This is a genomic window from Sinorhizobium medicae, from assembly GCF_007827695.1.
Taxonomy (GTDB): Bacteria; Pseudomonadota; Alphaproteobacteria; order Rhizobiales; family Rhizobiaceae; genus Sinorhizobium; species Sinorhizobium medicae.
This window is the reverse complement of sequence record NZ_VITA01000023.1, coordinates 56,339-72,631: the sequence shown is the minus strand read 5'-3', so window position 1 is coordinate 72,631 and position 16,293 is coordinate 56,339. Positions and strand designations below refer to the sequence as shown.

The 16,293-nt window shown below is 60.2% G+C and carries 13 protein-coding genes; 8 read left to right on the top strand and 5 right to left on the bottom strand.

The genetic code is table 11. The annotated features are described in order from the left end of the window. From nodQ to FB009_RS28015, 5 genes are all read left to right on the top strand, one after another. Positions 1-1,269, top strand: a 1,269-nt coding sequence (gene nodQ, locus FB009_RS28035) for a bifunctional sulfate adenylyltransferase/adenylyl-sulfate kinase NodQ (RefSeq protein WP_145162465.1), incomplete at its 5' end; no start/stop codon positions are given. Next, the gene (gene cysQ, locus FB009_RS28030) at positions 1,266-2,105 is read left to right on the top strand and encodes a 3'(2'),5'-bisphosphate nucleotidase CysQ (RefSeq protein ID WP_024312240.1); all 840 of its coding nucleotides are present in this window, start codon (positions 1,266-1,268) and stop codon (positions 2,103-2,105) included. The genes nodQ and cysQ, both read left to right, overlap by 4 nt. 47 nt (positions 2,106-2,152) lie before the next feature. Beyond that, positions 2,153-2,893 (top strand): PHP domain-containing protein, encoded by a 741-nt coding sequence (locus FB009_RS28025; RefSeq protein ID WP_024312239.1) that lies wholly within the window; start codon positions 2,153-2,155, stop codon positions 2,891-2,893. Further along, positions 2,890-3,882 (top strand): ATP-grasp domain-containing protein, encoded by a 993-nt coding sequence (locus FB009_RS28020; RefSeq protein ID WP_024312238.1) that lies wholly within the window; start codon positions 2,890-2,892, stop codon positions 3,880-3,882. The genes FB009_RS28025 and FB009_RS28020 overlap by 4 nt, the downstream gene beginning before the upstream one ends. A gap of 5 nt (positions 3,883-3,887) precedes the next feature. Continuing rightward, positions 3,888-4,814, top strand: a complete 927-nt coding sequence (locus tag FB009_RS28015) for an NAD-dependent epimerase/dehydratase family protein (RefSeq protein WP_024312237.1) — start codon at positions 3,888-3,890, stop codon at positions 4,812-4,814. Between the two features lie 69 nt (positions 4,815-4,883). On the opposite strand, the gene FB009_RS28010 is transcribed toward FB009_RS28015, so the two are convergent. The 5 genes from FB009_RS28010 to FB009_RS27990 all read right to left on the bottom strand — a co-directional run bounded on the left by FB009_RS28010 (position 4,884) and on the right by FB009_RS27990 (position 12,295). Further along, complete coding sequence (locus FB009_RS28010) at positions 4,884-6,047, bottom strand: calcium-binding protein (RefSeq protein ID WP_012061498.1); 1,164 nt, start codon at positions 6,045-6,047, stop codon at positions 4,884-4,886. A gap of 258 nt (positions 6,048-6,305) precedes the next feature. Beyond that, entirely contained in the window at positions 6,306-7,388 is a 1,083-nt protein-coding gene (locus FB009_RS28005; protein ID WP_024312236.1) for a glycosyltransferase family 4 protein, read from the bottom strand. Between the two features lie 42 nt (positions 7,389-7,430). Continuing rightward, positions 7,431-8,657, bottom strand: coding sequence for a glycosyltransferase family 4 protein (locus tag FB009_RS28000; protein ID WP_101804717.1), 1,227 nt, complete (start codon positions 8,655-8,657; stop codon positions 7,431-7,433). 159 nt (positions 8,658-8,816) lie between these two features. After that, complete coding sequence (locus FB009_RS27995; RefSeq protein ID WP_024312234.1) at positions 8,817-10,913, bottom strand: polysaccharide biosynthesis protein; 2,097 nt, start codon at positions 10,911-10,913, stop codon at positions 8,817-8,819. A 467-nt stretch (positions 10,914-11,380) separates the two neighbouring features. Next, positions 11,381-12,295, bottom strand: coding sequence for a methionyl-tRNA formyltransferase (locus FB009_RS27990; protein WP_024312233.1), 915 nt, complete (start codon positions 12,293-12,295; stop codon positions 11,381-11,383). A gap of 481 nt (positions 12,296-12,776) precedes the next feature. On the opposite strand from FB009_RS27990, the gene FB009_RS27985 reads away from it, so the two are divergent. From FB009_RS27985 to FB009_RS27975, 3 genes are all read left to right on the top strand, one after another. Further along, positions 12,777-13,628, top strand: coding sequence for a hypothetical protein (locus FB009_RS27985; RefSeq protein WP_024312232.1), 852 nt, complete (start codon positions 12,777-12,779; stop codon positions 13,626-13,628). 97 nt (positions 13,629-13,725) lie between these two features. Next, the gene (locus tag FB009_RS27980; RefSeq protein ID WP_024312231.1) at positions 13,726-14,664 is read left to right on the top strand and encodes a sulfotransferase family protein; all 939 of its coding nucleotides are present in this window, start codon (positions 13,726-13,728) and stop codon (positions 14,662-14,664) included. 160 nt (positions 14,665-14,824) lie between these two features. Next, positions 14,825-16,288: a thrombospondin type 3 repeat-containing protein gene (locus FB009_RS27975; RefSeq protein WP_024312230.1), complete on the top strand. Its 1,464-nt coding sequence runs from the start codon at positions 14,825-14,827 to the stop codon at positions 16,286-16,288. Positions 16,289-16,293 lie beyond the last annotated feature (5 nt).

Genomic DNA, 16,293 nt, shown 5'->3' with positions numbered 1-16,293 from the left:
GCTTCACCCAATACACCTTGGTACAGAGGGGCGGCGCTGCTCGAATATCTGGAAACGGTAGAGCTCGAGCCCATGGACCAGGCCAAGCCTTTCCGTTTCCCGGTTCAGATGGTGATGCGTCCAAATGCTGATTTCCGCGGCTATGCGGGTCAGATCTCCTGCGGCAGAATTTCCGTCGGCGATCCGGTCGTCGTCGCAAAAACCGGACAGCGTACCTCGGTCAAGGCGATCGTGACCTATGACGGGGACCTTGCGACGGCAGGCGAGGGCGAGGCCGTAACGCTCGTCCTTTCCGACGAGGTGGATGCTTCGCGCGGCAATATGCTCGTCGCCCCCGGCGCCCGGCCGTTTGTGGCGGATCAGTTCCAGGCGCATGTGATCTGGTTCGATGCGAGCCCGATGATGCCCGGACGAAGCTATATATTGAGAACGGAGACGGACAGCGTCAGTGCGACGGTCACCGCGCTCAAGCATCAGGTCAACATCAACAGCTTCGTGCGCGAGGCCGCGAAATCGCTGCAGATGAATGAAGTCGGCGTCTGCAACATCTCGACGCAAACGCCGATCGCTTTCGACGCCTATACGGACAATCGAGCCACAGGCAATTTCATCATCGTCGACCGGGTCACGAATGCGACCGTCGGCGCGGGGCTGATCGACTTTCCACTCCGGCGTGCCGATAACGTCCACTGGCATGCGCTCGAGGTGAACAAGGTCGCGCGCAGCGCCATGAAGAACCAGCTTCCTGCCGTTCTCTGGTTCACCGGGCTTTCGGGCTCCGGTAAATCGACCATTGCGAACGAGCTGGACAGGATTCTCCACGCTCAGGGCAAGCATACCTATCTGCTCGACGGCGACAATGTGCGTCACGGCCTCAACCGGGACCTCGGCTTCACCGAAGAGGACCGGGTGGAGAACATCCGCCGCGTGGCGGAGGTGGCGAAGCTCATGGCGGATGCCGGTCTCATCGTTCTCGTCTCCTTCATCTCACCGTTCCGGGACGAGCGGCGAATGGCGCGGGAATTGATGGATGATGGCGAGTTCATCGAGATCTTCGTGGACACTCCGATCGAAGAGTGTGCGCGCCGGGATCCGAAGGGGCTCTATGAGAAAGCTCTCGCAGGCAAGATCGCAAACTTCACCGGCGTATCCTCGCCTTATGAGACCCCGGAAAACCCGGAACTTCATATCCGCACCGTCGGCTATGAACCGACCGACCTGGCGCTCGCGATTGAGGAATTCCTCGACCGCAGGATGGAGGGCAAATGACGCCGCTTTGCCAAATATTCGAGCACATAGCGCTTGAAGCGGGTGCGGCCATTCTCGAGGTCTACGACGCCGGTCCCGAGGTCTGCTACAAGGATGATCAATCGCCCGTCACCGAAGCCGACGAGCGAGCCGAAGCGATCATCCTTGAGCGGCTTGCCGTGGCGTTTCCGGGGATCCCCGTCGTCGCCGAGGAGTCTGTCTGCTCGGGCCGCGTCCCTGATATAAGCGGTGGCTCGTTCTTTCTCGTCGATCCGCTCGACGGTACGAAGGAGTTCATCAACCGCCGAAGCGACTTTACCGTCAACATTGCCCTCATCAAGGGCAATGTTCCGGTTGCCGGGATCGTCTACGCACCGGCGCAGCGTTGCGCTTATGTCGCCGATGGGGGCAGGGCGGAGAAGCTTCTGCTCGACAAGCTCTGGGCGCTCGAACACCGCCAGCCGATCCGCGTGCGGATGCGGGGTGCGGAACTGACGGCGGTTGCCAGCCGCTCGCACAACAGTTCCGAAACCGAGGCTTTTCTCACCGGGCACGGCGTCATGAACTATGCGTCCGTCGGCTCGTCGCTCAAATTTTGCCTGCTGGCGGAGGGCAAGGCGGACGTCTATCCGCGTTTCGGCCGCACGATGGAGTGGGATACGGCGGCCGGGGACGCGGTGCTGAGGGCCGCGGGCGGATCGGTGGTACGTTTGGACGGCTCGCGCCTGCTCTACGGCAAGACGATGCAGGACGAGGACAGCGACTTCGCAAATCCGCACTTCATCGCCTGGGCGGATATGTCCCCGGTCCATTTAACGGCTGCCGAGGGCGTTGGGGCGGCTCATGCGCTGACGTGAACAGCACGTTGTCCGCCGGGAGCTCTTGTAAGAGGCAGATTAGAAGCATGAACGGGCAGGAATCGATATGCACTAGCAGGCCCGTGTTCCACCGGTACAGGGATCTCAGCCGAGCGCGATTGAATGTGGAGCTGCAGGTCCACACGAGTTGGACCGACGGGCAGGCGACTGCGCTCGAAATCCTGCAAACGGCCAAGGAACGCGGTCTCGCGGCGTTGGCGTTCACTGAGCACGTGCGCGAAGACACGACATGGTTCCCCCGGTTCAGGGAGGAAGTCCTTTCTGCCGCGCGTGGTTTTGACGATATCAGCGTCTATGTCGGTTGCGAGACGAAAGCCATGGACGAGGACGGCAGGCTGGATGTGTCCCAAGATGTCCTGGATCGGTGCGACATCGTTCTCGGCGTCGTTCACAGGTTCCCGGATGGCCGCGGCGGATATCTGGACTTCAAGCAGCTTTCTTATGAGGAAACGGCGGATCTCGAATTCCGCCTGTCGATGGGCATGGTCAAAAACGCGCCCATCGACGTCCTGGCGCATCCGGGCGGAATGAGCCTGAGACGGCACGGTCGTTTTCCGGAAGCCCGTTTCCGCGACATGATGACGGCGACCCTCGAACGGCAGATCGCGATCGAGATCAACTCCTCCTACCTCGTCGACATGCCGGCGTTCCTCGCGCTGTGCGAAGAAGTAAACCCGTTCGTTTCGATCGGTTCCGATGCGCATCGGCTGAGCGAATTGGGTCATTGCAGAGATCAGCTACTCGAACTGGGAGCAGGGCAGTCATGAAGGTCTTTATAACCGGGGCGGGTGCCTTGCTCGGGCAAGGCATCATTCGCGCCCTGCGGCGCTCGACTTTGAATGCGAGGATCATTGTGGGGGACCCGAGCCCGCTCTCGGCAGGGCTGTACTGGGGGGATGCCGCCTATCTCGTGCCGATGGCCAAGGACCCTTCATATCTGGACCGGCTTGGGGAACTCCTGCGTGCCGAACGGCCCGAAGTCCTCATTCCGGGGACCGACGTCGAACTTCCGATCCTCGCCGCGAACAGGGATGCGATCGAGAGAACCTACGCAACCAAGGTGATCATCAGCTCGCCGCGGGTGGTGTCGATCGCGAACGACAAGTGGCTCACCTCCGAGTTCTTTCGCGAGCGCGGCCTGGGATATGTTCCCTCCTGTCTGCCGGGCGACGAAGACGCTCTGATTGAGGAGTGCGGATTTCCGCTCATCGTCAAGCCGAGAGTGGGGGCGCGTTCGATCGGTTTCAGCGTCGTTCGCAACCGCGAGCAACTGATGCGTGCAATCGAGGAGCAGCCCGGCATCGTCATTCAGAAATATGTCGGTGCCGAAACCACCGAGTACACTGCCGGCACGCTGACATTCGACGGGAAATGCCGCGCGACGATCGTCATGCGCAGGGACCTTCGCGACGGTAATACCTACAGGGCATTCGCCGAGCCTTTCCCGGCGCTGAACAAGGCTATGGCAGAAGCTGCCGATGCCCTCGGCGCCTATGGCCCGGCGAACTTCCAGTTTCGTCTGGACGACGGCGTTCCCCGCATCTTCGAGATCAATGCTCGGTTCTCCGGGACGACGGCGGTCAGGATCCATGCGGGCTTCAACGAGGTGGAGATGTGCATCCGCCATCTCCTGTTCGAGGAGCCCGTCGAGCAGCCGCAGATCACCCCGGTGACGATATTGCGGCACTGGTCCGAAACCGTGGTGAAGCCCGGTGAACTGGTGACGGCTTCTTCGAAACTCGACGAAACGGTGTGAAGACAATGCGGCTGGTAGTGACCGGCGCGACCGGCTTCGTCGGTGCCAGGGTGATAGATCGCGCTCTGTCGCGTGGTTACGAGGTCACCGCGCTTGCACGTGATCCGGAGCGGATCGCAACTCGGAAGGGCTCGGGGCTCCGTGTCGAGCAATGGACGGTTGGCGATCCTTTGCCGCCGCTCGGTCGATCCGACGCCGTTCTTCATCTTGCCGCCCACATTCCCGCGGATCTCAGCGATCCGCGTGAGGCCTCCCGGTGTTTCGAGGTCAACACCAACGGTGCACTGGAAGTTGCCATGCAAGCGGCGCTGCAAGGGGTGAGCCGATTCGTGCAGTTCGGGTCGGCGCAGGTCTATGCTCCCGGAACGGGCCCAGCTTCTGAAACGAGCCCCGCCTTTCCCGTGCACCGGGCGAGCTACTATCTGGCGAGCAAGCTCGCGGCGGAGATTTGTCTGCTCGCCTTCGGCAAAGCCAGCGCCATGCCGGTAACGGTGCTCCGCCTTGCTTCGGTTTACGGTCCGGGAATGCACGACGCCGGGATGGTGCCCACCTTCGTGCGAACGCTTGGAAGGGGAGGTTCCCTGATCATTCAGGACGGCGGGCGATACACCGTCGATCTCGTCTATGTCGACGATGTCGTGTCGCTGGCGCTCGAGGCTGCGGAGAGAGCCGAAGGCGGCGTCTTCAACGCGGGAAGCGGACGGGCCTGCACGTCGCTGGAAGCCGCCCGTATCGTCGCCGATGCCGTTGGCGCCGAACAGCACCTCATAGCCGTCGAGGGCGGCAGTATCGATGCGGCGCCGCCCGGCTTCAGGGCCCTCGATGTTTCCAAGGCCATAGACGGGCTGAACTATGCGCCGCTTTCCTTCCGAGAAGGAATTGAAGCATGGAGAACGATGACGGGCCTGACCGATTTTCAGGATGGAGCGTGAACGGGTAGAACGCGAAGCGCCTTGCCGCGCGCCCATCGGACGCGCGACGTCGACGCGCTCGTTCATCGATCAGGCGAAAAGGAAATCGCTGCTCGAAAAGTTTGCGGCACTAAGGGTGCCGTTGGGATCGTCCACCAGAATGGAGAATGCCGTGCCGGCGGCGTCATAGCCTTTTACCAGCACGTCGCCGCCGGTGGCATCATAGGCGTAGACGGTGCCCGCGGCGCCTGAACTGGAGTATTGCTTGATCCCGAGCTTCTCGATGACGAGAAAATCGACTCCATCCTGGAAGTCCATCACGGTATCCTGGCCGCTGAGCGCTACGGCCCCTTTGAAGACAAAACGATCGGATTCCGTTCCGCCCCAGAGAATGTCGCTTCCTGCCTCGCCGACGAGGACGTCCTGTCCGGCGTCGCCGCGCAAGGTGTCGTTCCCGTCGCCGCCAAAAATCCGGTCGTAGTTGTTGCCGCCGCTCAAAGTATCGTTGCCGGCTTCTCCGTACAGCATGTCATCGCCGTCTTCTCCGAAGACCCGATCGTCCCCGGCTCCAACAACAACCTTGTCATTGCCGCTACCGCCGTGCGCCTCGTCGATGCCCCCCTCGGAATCCAGCACGTCGTTGCCTTCGCCGCCGTCCAGATAGTTGTTCCCGTCGCCGCCGTCGACGATGTCGTTGCCGATGCCGCCATAAACCCAGTCGTTTCCGGACTGGCCCTTGAGAGCGTCGTTGCCATCTTCGCCATAGATCTTGTCGTGGCCGGCGCCCCCGCTGACCGCCTGCTGCGTGACCTGTCCCGTGGCGGGGTTTACCCGGTTGTTGAAGCCATCGTCTCCGGAGCCGGCATAAATGATATCGTCGCCGTCGCCTGCGTCGATGTATTCTTCGCCCGCGCCGCCGAAGATCTTGTCATGTCCCCTGCCGCCCAGGATCTGATCATGGCCATCGCCGCCATCGAGAACGTCGCTGCCGTCGCCCCCGTCGAAGATGTCGTTTCCTAATCCACCCTTCAACGTATCGTGCCCAAGGCCGCCGTTGAAGCGGTCGTTGCCCGCCCCACCTTCTGCATAGTCGTCGCCGAGGCCGCCGACGATGAAGTCGTTACCATCGCCGCCAAAAATCTTGTCGTTGCCATCGCCGCCGTCGAGATGATCGTCGCCGGCATAGCCCCAGAGCTCATCGTTGCCCAGAGCGCCGTTGATCGTATCCGACAGATTGGTTCCCTTTAGAATCATTTCGATCTCCTCTAGCTATGGGCCGGAGGGCGGGTAAATTGAGAATAGGGCGCAAAGTGATCCTCAGCCTATAGTCGCCTGCCGCCACCAGAAATACATTCATTTCAAGAAAAATTGAGAATACTGCTTATGTTAGAAGCCATAAATTACACGCAACTGCATTTAAATCAGACGCACTGACCCAAGATTGCATTAGTCTACCGGAAAACACCATATGCGCAACGCACCCGAATGGATTAGTTGCAGTAGTTCTTCCGTTTAAGCCGTTAGAAATTTTGAATATTTCGCACTCACAGCGGCAAGCGCGTACTCATTCTCGATGCGCTCTCGGGCGGTGCGCGCATAGCGGGCGTATTCTGCTTCGGGCAGATCGAGGAAGGCGCGCATTGCCTCGGCGAGAGCCTGCGGATTGCGCGGCGGTACGGCGATGCCGGCCCTTCCGGCGACGACCGCCGCGTCACCAACATCCGTCGTGACGATCGGCTTGCCGTAGCTCATGGCCTCCGCGATGACATTCGGGAAGCCTTCGGTCCGCGACGAAAGCACCAACAGGTCGATGCTTCGATAGAATGCAGGCATATCGCTGACCTCCCCCCGCAGATCGACGGCGTGGGCCGGGAGGCCCGCCTTCGCGATCAGTTCCATGACCTCCGTGTTGTCGCAGACCAGCCCGTTGCCGGCTGCGGAAAAGACTGCCTGCGGATGGGTTTTCAGCACCTGGGCGGCGGCTTTGAAGAACGTCCCGTGATCTTTCTGCGGGTGAAAGCGGCCCACGATGCCGATGCGCCGGGCCGCCCGCGGTTCGGGCGCCGCAAGCTCCGGGAGTTCGAAGCCGTTGGGTATGACGACCGCATTTTGATTTGCATAGCCGTAGGCGCGATGCAGATCGAGCGCGCGGGCGCTGTTGTAGATAATACCCGTCGGTCGGCGCGACAGCAGTTTCGCGGCCGCGATCGCAACGCGCGAACTGCGCGTGAGGGAAGCGGGATCGTCCAGCGACTGGCGAACGTTCCAGAAAACCGGCGCCCCGTGCCGGGCCAGCCCCGCCGCCAGGCTCCCGGCGACCATCGCGTGGTACATCCAGCAGAGGATAACATCGGGCCGCTCTTTCCGGATCAGCGTCGCAAGCCGAAGAATTGCGCCCGGAAGCGCTGTCAGCGATGCCGCTGCCAGCGAAACATAGGAAACTCTCGGATTGTCCGCGAGGCGGCGGTTCCGGTCCGAAACGCCGATCAGCGAAACCACGATGATGCGCTCGTCCGTCGATCCGTGCAGCAGCCGCGCCAGCATCGTTTCGGCGCCGGCACTCGCGGTAAAGTTGGTGATGACATGCATTATCATCGGATTGCCTGTGTTTGCCGCTTTGCGGCCCATGAAGTCACGTCAATCGGTCAGATGCATGCCGTCAAACAGCATTCTGTTGATCATGTGAACGTCGAACCTGGTTTCCGCGAGTTCCCGCGACCGCCTTCCCATCTCCTCCGCCAGGTCCGGGTTCTTTGCGACAGTGGTCATCGCTTCCGCGAGGGCGGCGACGTCACGCGCCTTGACCACCAAGCCGTTTTTCCCCGGCTGCACGGTGTCGCGGCAGCCCGGCAGATCCGTCGTGATCACGGGCCGTCCTGTCGCCAGCGCCTCGAGAATGCTCCGCGGAATTCCTTCGCGATAGTAAGAGGGCAGAACGAAGGCGTTGCATGCCGCAAGATATGGCCGCACATCGACAGTGGTGCCAAGATAGTCGAGTATCCCTTCGCGCCCCCATGCGTCGATTTCCTCTCGGGAAATTGCCGTCGGATTGCTGTCGAAATGGCCAAGCAGCTGAAATCTGGCATTCGGGAAAGAGCGACGGACAATACGCGCGGCTTCTACATATTCGACGACGCCCTTGTCGCGCAGCAGCCGGGCGACCATCAGGAAAGTCGGTCCGCCGCGAGGCGGCGTCGAGAACGCGAAATGGTCGAGATCGACTCCCGATCCGGAGATCATCGTCGGCGAGAGATGGCCACTCAGCATCCGATAACGACGAATGTCGTTCTCATCCGCGTCGTTGTAGACGAAGACGACGCGGGCGTCCCGCAGCGCTGTACGATATAGCCGGACACAGAGGTGGCGTATGGCCTTCGCCTTGAGCGAAGCGCCGGCAGCCTCTGAGAATATGTGGCCGAGGCCCGTGACGAGAAAGCAGCGTTCTCTAATACCCAGCGTCCTCGCCGCAATGCCGGCATAGATGATCGGTTTCATCGTGTAGGGAAGGACAATGTCCGGCTTCAGCCGGGAGAAGTGTCGCCGCAACGCCCAAAAGGTCCGCAGGTCCTCCAGCGGGTTGAGGCCGGTGCGCGCCATCGGGATCCGGATAAAGCGCACGCCGATCTGCGCAAGCTCCTGCTCGACCCGGGCGTCATGTTCAGGAGCGAAGGCGATGACGTCGTGCCCGGCAGCGACCAGCCGCTTCAGCAATTCGAGCCGGAAGATCACCAGAGAGGCTGTCAAGCTGGCGACGACGGCTATCACGCGCTTCTGCTGCGGAAAACGTGCCGCGCTGCCGCGTCCTGCCGAACCTTCGGCAATGTGCTCGGCTTCGGCGCGCGGAACCTTTTCAACAAGTGTCAATTACCCGTCTCCCCGTTTTTCGGTTCCACCGCCCCGAGCGGTGGGCTTTAGACTACCAACTGCTTGCCTGCATGCACCGCGTGAGGAGCATGGCTTCCGATCGGCGGGCGTGTTGCAGGAGGCCGCGCCTTCAGATGGGCCGACCCTAACCACCGTCGTTCAGCTGCCGGGCGATCGGAGCTCCGCACCGTAGCTGGCTTCTGATTTTCCCGCCTTGGCCTTGACACGGTTCTTCGGGCGTAGCGAAGCGCGATTTCGGACAGCCATCTTGAGATCGGCCTCGTGCTCGTACCGCGGCAGCAATTCGCGCATGACCGATACGACGGCGGCCTCGTTGCCTCGTTCCGAATGGCGCTGAAGCCGCGCAAACGCATCCCGCAGCGTCGGTAGAGGTATGGCCTCGGGCACCGCTCCGAGAACGCCGGGCACCGGCGAGCTTATGCGCTTGTCGGTTTCGTCGAACAGCTCCTCGAAGAGCTTCTCACCGGGTCGGCAGCCGATGATCTTGATCTCGATCTCCTGGTCCGGCGTGAAGCCGGCAAGCCGGATCATCCGGCGGGCGATATCGATGATCTTGATCGGCTCGCCCATATCCAGCACGAAGATTTCGCCCTGACCGAGCTGCTTCTCGAAGCCGTAGGCGGAAGCCTGAAGGGTGAGTTCCACGGCCTCGCGGATCGTCATGAAGAAGCGTGTCATATTCGCGTCGGTCACCGTGAGCGGGCCGCCACGGGCCAATTGGCGTTTGAAGAGCGGGATCAGCGAGCCGCTGGAACCCAACACATTGCCGAAGCGGACCGTCATAAATCGCGGACCGAGACCGGTTTCGAGGCCGTGCAGGTCCAGCGCCTGGCAGTAGAGTTCAGCAAGGCGCTTCGTCGCGCCCATGACGCTCGTCGAGTTGACGACCTTGTCCGTCGATACCTGGACCATTGCGAGGGTGCCGTATTTCTTCGCGGCGTTTGCGACGTTCATGGTGCCGACGACGTTGGTGAGCACGCCCTCGCATGGATTGAGCTGCACCATGGGCACATGTTTCAGCGCTGCCGCATGAAAGACGAGTTCGGGCCGGTGCCGCTCGAAAATCTCCGCCACCCGTTGGCTGCGACGAACGCTGCAAAGATAGCTGGACCGCGGGACCTCCGGGAAGCTTTCGGTGAGGGTCATATCGATCGCGTAGAGATTGTATTCCGTATTGTCGATAAGGACGATCTCCGCCGGATCGCACGCGGCGACCTGCGTCGTCAGCTCGCTGCCGATCGAGCCGCCAGCTCCGGTGATGAGCACGCGGCGGCCGCGAACGAGCCGATCGATTGCCTCCCGGTCGAGCGCCGCCTGTGGGCGTTCCAGAAGGTCGGTCAATTCGATGGAGCGCAGCTCGTAGGGGTTATCGCCTTTGGCGCGCTTCAGCTCCGTCATCTGGGACAGGCGCGAGACTGCAATTCCCAGGCGCTCGGCGGATCTCAGCAGAGCGTCGGATGCCTCCTCGCCAAAAGCCGCAGGGGCTTCGGTGAAGACGATGTGGCGTGGCTGTTTGTTGAGCTGCTGCAATTCCGCAACCACCTGTTCGAAGTCCTGAATCCGGCCCGCGATCGGAACGCCACGCAGGCTCATGCCGATCTGATCCTCGCTTCTGTCGAGGCACGCGACGGGCACATAGGTGGCATTGGGATCGCGTGCGAGCGCCCTAAGATAGAGGTCTGCCGCGTCGCTCGCGCCGACGAGCAGCAGCGGAATTCGGTCATCGCCTTGGGCGTCCTTGTTGCGGCCGGACTTGAAAACCGGGCGCCTCAGCGAAAGCTCCTCGGCCCGGAAGCTCAGCCGCGCAGCCGCCAGGAAGGCAATGAGCAGGAGCGACTGCATAGGGACGACCGTGCGCGGGATGTCGGTGAGTCTGGTCGAAAAGAACAGCAGGGTGACGAGCAGCAGTGAGGTCAGCAAAACCGCCCGAAGAATGATGAAAAGGTCCGAGATCGAGCCATACTTCCAGTTCCGGCTGTAAAGGCCCGAGAGGGGGAAGACGAATGCGCATATGGCGAGATACTGCGCTCCGGACCAGAGTAGCACCGAGGCGGTCTCCGGCCGTGCGGAGAGTTCTCCGGGGCCGTAGCGCAGCAACAATGCCATGGTCAGTGCGACGCCGACCGAGGCCAGGTCGGTGAGATAGAGGGCAGGGTATTTCTGAACGCTCCTGACGGCTCCCCTAATCCGTCTGAAGCCGATGTCAAGCGCAGCTCCGCAGAACGCCCACAGCATTCCGGCCGATGCTCTGTTGCGCCACTCTCTTCCCCTTATCGCCGGTAACATCAGGAAATGATTACGAACTGCCTTCGCGGCGGCGTGTATACGCTGCATGACGGCCCCTTCCTAAAACCTTTGAGCCTATCGCTCCGCCGAACGACGAACGCACGACCCCCAAAGTTCTATGGTGGCTAAGAACAGTGCGTCTGTAGTGTGTCTCTTCGGCCAGTTCGAAAGGCTGGATAAATGAATTCAACAAAAATAGGCGTTCGCGATCATGCTAACCGCAACGCAAAATTTCTTGGCATTTTCGAATACAGTAATAAAAAAGCACGTCTTTAAGAGGTTGTAAACAGTTTTCCAGTAATGCCCCAATTATAGTTTTCTACTATTCTTATGTGCTTTAATGGCGATGGCGGCCATATGGCGATCTTCGGTTGGAAATGTCTGCGAAGACGCGAAAGGTCAGGCGGGGACCTCGCCTATGCGGCCGTCCCGCCGAGCTTGGCATGAATTGGCGGTCGTCGTTCCGGCGCCCATTCCCAGGATGTCGCTTCGATACATTCCGCATCTCCGCAAAGCACGATGAAGCCGCGCTCGGTAATGGCTTGAATCTGACCTGTCAAACCGATGAACCGTCTGGAATTCTCAACGGGGACCGCGGCATCGATCCGAATTTTCTGCCCGTTGTAGAATGTGAAGGCACCCGGATAAGGGGCTCCGACCGCGCGGATCAGGCGCAATATAGAGGCGGCGGACTGACGCCAATCGATCAAGCCATCTTCCGCGGTGCGTTTTGCGCAATAGCTCGCCTCCGCCTGGTTCTGTTCAGCGCGGGCGGCATTTCCGGCTTCGACCTGTGCCGCGGCCTCCACGATCATCTGAGCCAGGTTTTCAGTGTGCTTGGTATAAAGGCTGCGGGCGGTTTCGTCGGGATCGACCGGAAATTGCCGCTGCAAGAGGATAGGTCCTGAATCGACGCCGTCGTCCAGCCAGAAGAGGGTCGAGCCGGTTTTCTCTTCGCCGCGGAGTATAGTCCAGGGAATGACCCCGCGGCCGCGCAGACGCGGCAATGCCGCCGGATGGAAGCCGGCGGTGCCCACACGCGCGATCTCGCGAAATGGACGCCGGCAGACTTGCGACCAGCCTATGACGAGCGTGAGATCCGGGGCGACTGCTGTAACGGCCTCCAGCGTCTCCAGAGCATTGATATCCGTCGTATGGTGGACCGCGCTTCCGGCTGCCAGTGCGAGGTTCCCGAGGTCCACAAAGTCAGAATGACGTCCCGCCGCTTCGGGCGGAAGCGTTATCACAAGCGCCGGAGGGCGCCCCGCCTTTATGAGTGCCTCCAAGGCGATTTTGGAGCTTTCGACGGCGCCTACAAAGACGATACGCATGATCACACCAACAAAGCTGAAAATGAAATGAACGTCTGCCGCCGAGTTGGACGGCAAGAATTGTGAGGTCAATATCGGCCCATCGAACACAATTACGGCGACGAAGTCTAGGGCATGGCCTCGGAAATCGATCAGGATAGAGACACGCCGCAGTGCCACGGCGACGTTCATGCTGCTTAGAGTGGCACGGCGCTGTGCAATGCTGTAGTCTTCGTCCGGTTGAAGGTGGAAAATATCGTTCCGCCAGCTCACGTTGCAAATTGCTGCGCCATGGAAATTATGATAGGTCTTGCTTTTAGCGGACGAGCTCTTGCGGTTGCGCAGTGTTTTCCGCGGTCATTTTATAAGATTGTAATAAAGCGCATAAGACGACGCCACTTGGCGGCAGATTTTTAAGAGGGCGACACCAGCCCTGGAGCGAGACGAATTTTCAAGTCTCAAAAATGTTCCTTTTTTTTGAGTGGACACGGATCGTTACGCCATGACCGTAAGTGCCAAAGAATTTTATTCATTGAGTTCCAACACGATTGATCTGGTATCGGAATCAGCCTTTTTCGCCAGACTGAAGATGCGCAATGGGACCTTCAAGCTGACCCAGCCATCTCGGTTCCGGGAGTTGGAGGTCGCATTTCGGCCGTTCATCGCGGAGCGGGCTGCCTCACTCGGCCAGATCCTGGATGTGGGTGTGTCCACCGGTTTGACGACAGTGGAGCTGGCCAAGTTCCTCGAAGGCTGTGGCGCCAAGGTTCGCATTACGGCGACCGACCTCTTCGTCGAGGCTCACATCGTCGAATTTGCTCCCGGGGTTACGGTATTCTGCGATCCGGAGGGATGGCCGCTGCAGTATGATCTGCGGGGATTGACCGTTCGTCCATGGATCAGAAGGCTGGACTATGTGACGTTGGCGTTCGCACCGCTCCTGCTGTCTCGTGTCCTGTTGCAACCGCGCCTGCGTGCCCGGATACGGGCGGGCAAGAGCAGACAGGTGCAAATGATCACCCGATCGTTGCCCGACAACGGCAAGATAAAATTCGTCGAGAACGACATTATGAGCCGGTCGCACCACCTGGTCGGGCGGTTCGACCTGGTGAGAGCGGCGAATATATTGAATACGAATTACTTTTCGCTGGACCAGATCCGGACTGCAATCGAGAACATCCATTCATACCTAAGCGGCCCCGGTGCACTGGTCGTGGTGACCCGTACGAACCGCGCACTGGAAAATGCCGGAACTCTGTTCGAGCTCCGTGAGGATGGTTCTTTCGCCGCGTTGGAGCGCGTCGGCGGCGGCTCCGAGATCGAAAAACTTCTTCTGGACTTCCGGGCATCGTGAGGCGGAGCTTCAAGCCGCGGAGCGGAACTTCACGGCTTCGACACGAAATGTCGCCACGTCTTTGCGGTCGGCCAAAAGTGCCAAAGCATATTAGCAAATGGAAGGCTTTCTGATGCCCTCGCAACCAGTTCGCATCGCTTATATTGCAGGTTACGGACGCAGCGGCTCGACGATACTCGACATTGCCTTGGGGCAGCATGCTTCCGTGATGGGGGCGGGGGAGGTAACGTCGCTGACACGCCACGTATGGCGCCACAACGAATATTGTGCTTGCGGCAATGCCATTCGTGACTGCTCGTTCTGGAGCTCGGTTTTCCAGGATTGGTCCACCAGCGGTGGTGCCGGACTCATGGAAGAATATAGCGGCCTTCAGGAACGGTTCGAAGGCCTTTCCATGCTCATGCGACTGTTGAGCGGCATCGGCCTCGGCAAGCAATTTTCGCTCTACACCCTTCATACGAAGCGCCTGCTCGAAGCGATGCACACGCACTCTGGACGGCAGACAATCGTCGATTCCTCGAAACTGCCGGGGAGAGCGATGGCGATGGCGCAGATCCCTGGAATAGACATGCGGGTCATTCATCTGGTGCGCGACGGGCGCGGCGTCGCGTGGTCTTTGCTGAAGGGCTATGAGCGCGACGCGAAATCGGGGTTGCAGAAGGAAATCAGGCCGAAATCCGTGTTCAGGACGGCGGTGCGATGGAGCATGGTCAATCTTGCGGTCGAATATCTCTCGCGGAAATTAGGTCCCGAAAAGGTCATGCGCGTCAGATACGAGGATTTTGCGTCGGACCCTGTTGCCGTCATGCAGAAAATCGGGACGTTTCTCGAACTTGACCTTGGCCCGGTTGGGGCCTCCCTGCAGAAGGGCGAGGTCATGGCCACGGGACATCAGGTGGCAGGGAACCGATTGCGCATGAATGCGTCGATTGCACTCAACAAGGACGAGGCCTGGCGGACGCGGATGCCGGCGCGGCAGCAGATTTCTTTTCAGCGGCTGGGCGGCTGGATGCTCAGACGCTACGGCTATCTCTGATCGATGGCGCGTGATACCTCTACGAAGGCTGTGGGCATGTCTGCCGCGGCAAAGGGCGGTTCTGGTGTGCCTTTGCGACGGTTCAGCATTCGAGAATCCTGTTCAGGCCGTTTCTTTCGGCAGACAATCAGTTTCAGCTTTGACTCGGCGGCACGAGAGAATGACGGCAATCAATAAGTCGCAGGACGTAAGGGAACTTGGTTTCACGATAGCTCACTGCCTGATATTGGGAGGGGTGCTCTGCGGATCATGGCTCGCCTTTCCAGCGAAAACCGTGGCTCAGACCACGTTGGCCGAGCCTCTTCCACCTAAGCTTCCGGATGGCAGACAACGCGCCTTCCCCACGGCCGAAGGCTTCGGTGCCGGCTCTCTCGGCGGGCGAGGGGGCAAAGTGCTCTATGTCGTCAACACCGATGAGTCAGGCCCGGGTTCCCTGCGCGCGTGCATCGAAGCCTCAGGACCGCGCGTCTGTGTCTTCCGAACGGGCGGCACCATCGTTCTGCGCGAGAGGTCCTTGGTCGTTCGAAATCCATTTCTGACGATAGCCGGAGAGACCGCGCCAGGTGGTGGCATCGCGATCCGCAACGGCGACAAGCAAATTCGCCCTTCAATCGAGATCGTGACAAACGACGTGATCATCAGGCACATTCGCCTTCGCCCCGGCCCACATGCCGTTAGGGCCTGTTGTTCGGGCGGGCTCGGAATGTATTCCGCGGCCGCCAAGGACATCATGCTTGATCATATCTCCGCCAGTTGGGGTTCTGACGAGACTGTCGATTCGGAAGATGCGAGCAAATTTACCTGGCAGTGGGGAATTGCGAGCGAACCGCTGCTGCGGGGCGGACCGGGAAAAAAGAACCGTGCACGCAACATGCTGTTTACGAAGGGTGGAAACATCTCCGTCCACCACTCGCTCTTTGCTTTCGGCCAGTTCAGGAATCCTTTGATAAAGATGAAGATTCCCGGAGCAGTAGCCGACGTCGTGAACAATGTTTTTTTCTCGCCAAAGTGGCAGTACGTCCTCAGTTTCGGCGATGAATGGGGCCATATTCGTGCCAACGTGGTCGGCAACTACAAGATCGCTGGAGAGAACCTTCGAAACGACCATATGGTCCATCTCTTCGATGAGCGCGGCGGCGGCCACGCGATCTATGTGAAGGACAACTACGACGAACCCTATCGCACGCAGCCCGGGCAGGATGACAGCTTGGTTCTGACCGAAAGGCAAAGAGGGTCTGTTTCGCCACAGGCGTTCAACGCAGAGGCAGTCCGAGCTTCCGGGCCTGAAATCGCTTACGACGACGTTCTGGCACACGCCGGTGCCACAAAGCCGCAACGGGACGCGATCGATCGCCGTATCGTCGAGGACGTCAAGAACCGCCGTGGGCGTTTGCTCGCGAACGATCCCAACGACGTTGGCGGTTGGCCGGAGCTCGATGCCGGTATTCCATATCAGGACAGCGACATGGACGGCATTTCAGATGACTGGGAGGTTGCCAACGGCACCGACCCGAAAAATGCCGACGACGCGAAATCCGACCAGGATGGTGACGGTTGGACCAATCTCGAGGGTTTCCTCCACTTCATGGCCGGCGATACCGCTGACGCTGCCAGCCACGAGTGACGGAG

Coding starts and splice junctions, on each gene's coding strand:
- FB009_RS27985 (WP_024312232.1), top strand. CDS start 12,777: ATGACCGTAAGTGCCAAAGAATTTTATTCATTGAGTTCCAACACGATT.
- FB009_RS28015 (WP_024312237.1), top strand. CDS start 3,888: ATGCGGCTGGTAGTGACCGGCGCGACCGGCTTCGTCGGTGCCAGGGTG.
- FB009_RS28010 (WP_012061498.1), bottom strand. CDS start 6,047: ATGATTCTAAAGGGAACCAATCTGTCGGATACGATCAACGGCGCTCTG.
- cysQ (WP_024312240.1), top strand. CDS start 1,266: ATGACGCCGCTTTGCCAAATATTCGAGCACATAGCGCTTGAAGCGGGT.
- FB009_RS27980 (WP_024312231.1), top strand. CDS start 13,726: ATGGAAGGCTTTCTGATGCCCTCGCAACCAGTTCGCATCGCTTATATT.
- FB009_RS28020 (WP_024312238.1), top strand. CDS start 2,890: ATGAAGGTCTTTATAACCGGGGCGGGTGCCTTGCTCGGGCAAGGCATC.
- FB009_RS27975 (WP_024312230.1), top strand. CDS start 14,825: ATGACGGCAATCAATAAGTCGCAGGACGTAAGGGAACTTGGTTTCACG.
- FB009_RS27990 (WP_024312233.1), bottom strand. CDS start 12,295: ATGCGTATCGTCTTTGTAGGCGCCGTCGAAAGCTCCAAAATCGCCTTG.
- FB009_RS27995 (WP_024312234.1), bottom strand. CDS start 10,913: ATGCTGTGGGCGTTCTGCGGAGCTGCGCTTGACATCGGCTTCAGACGG.
- FB009_RS28005 (WP_024312236.1), bottom strand. CDS start 7,388: ATGATAATGCATGTCATCACCAACTTTACCGCGAGTGCCGGCGCCGAA.
- FB009_RS28025 (WP_024312239.1), top strand. CDS start 2,153: ATGAACGGGCAGGAATCGATATGCACTAGCAGGCCCGTGTTCCACCGG.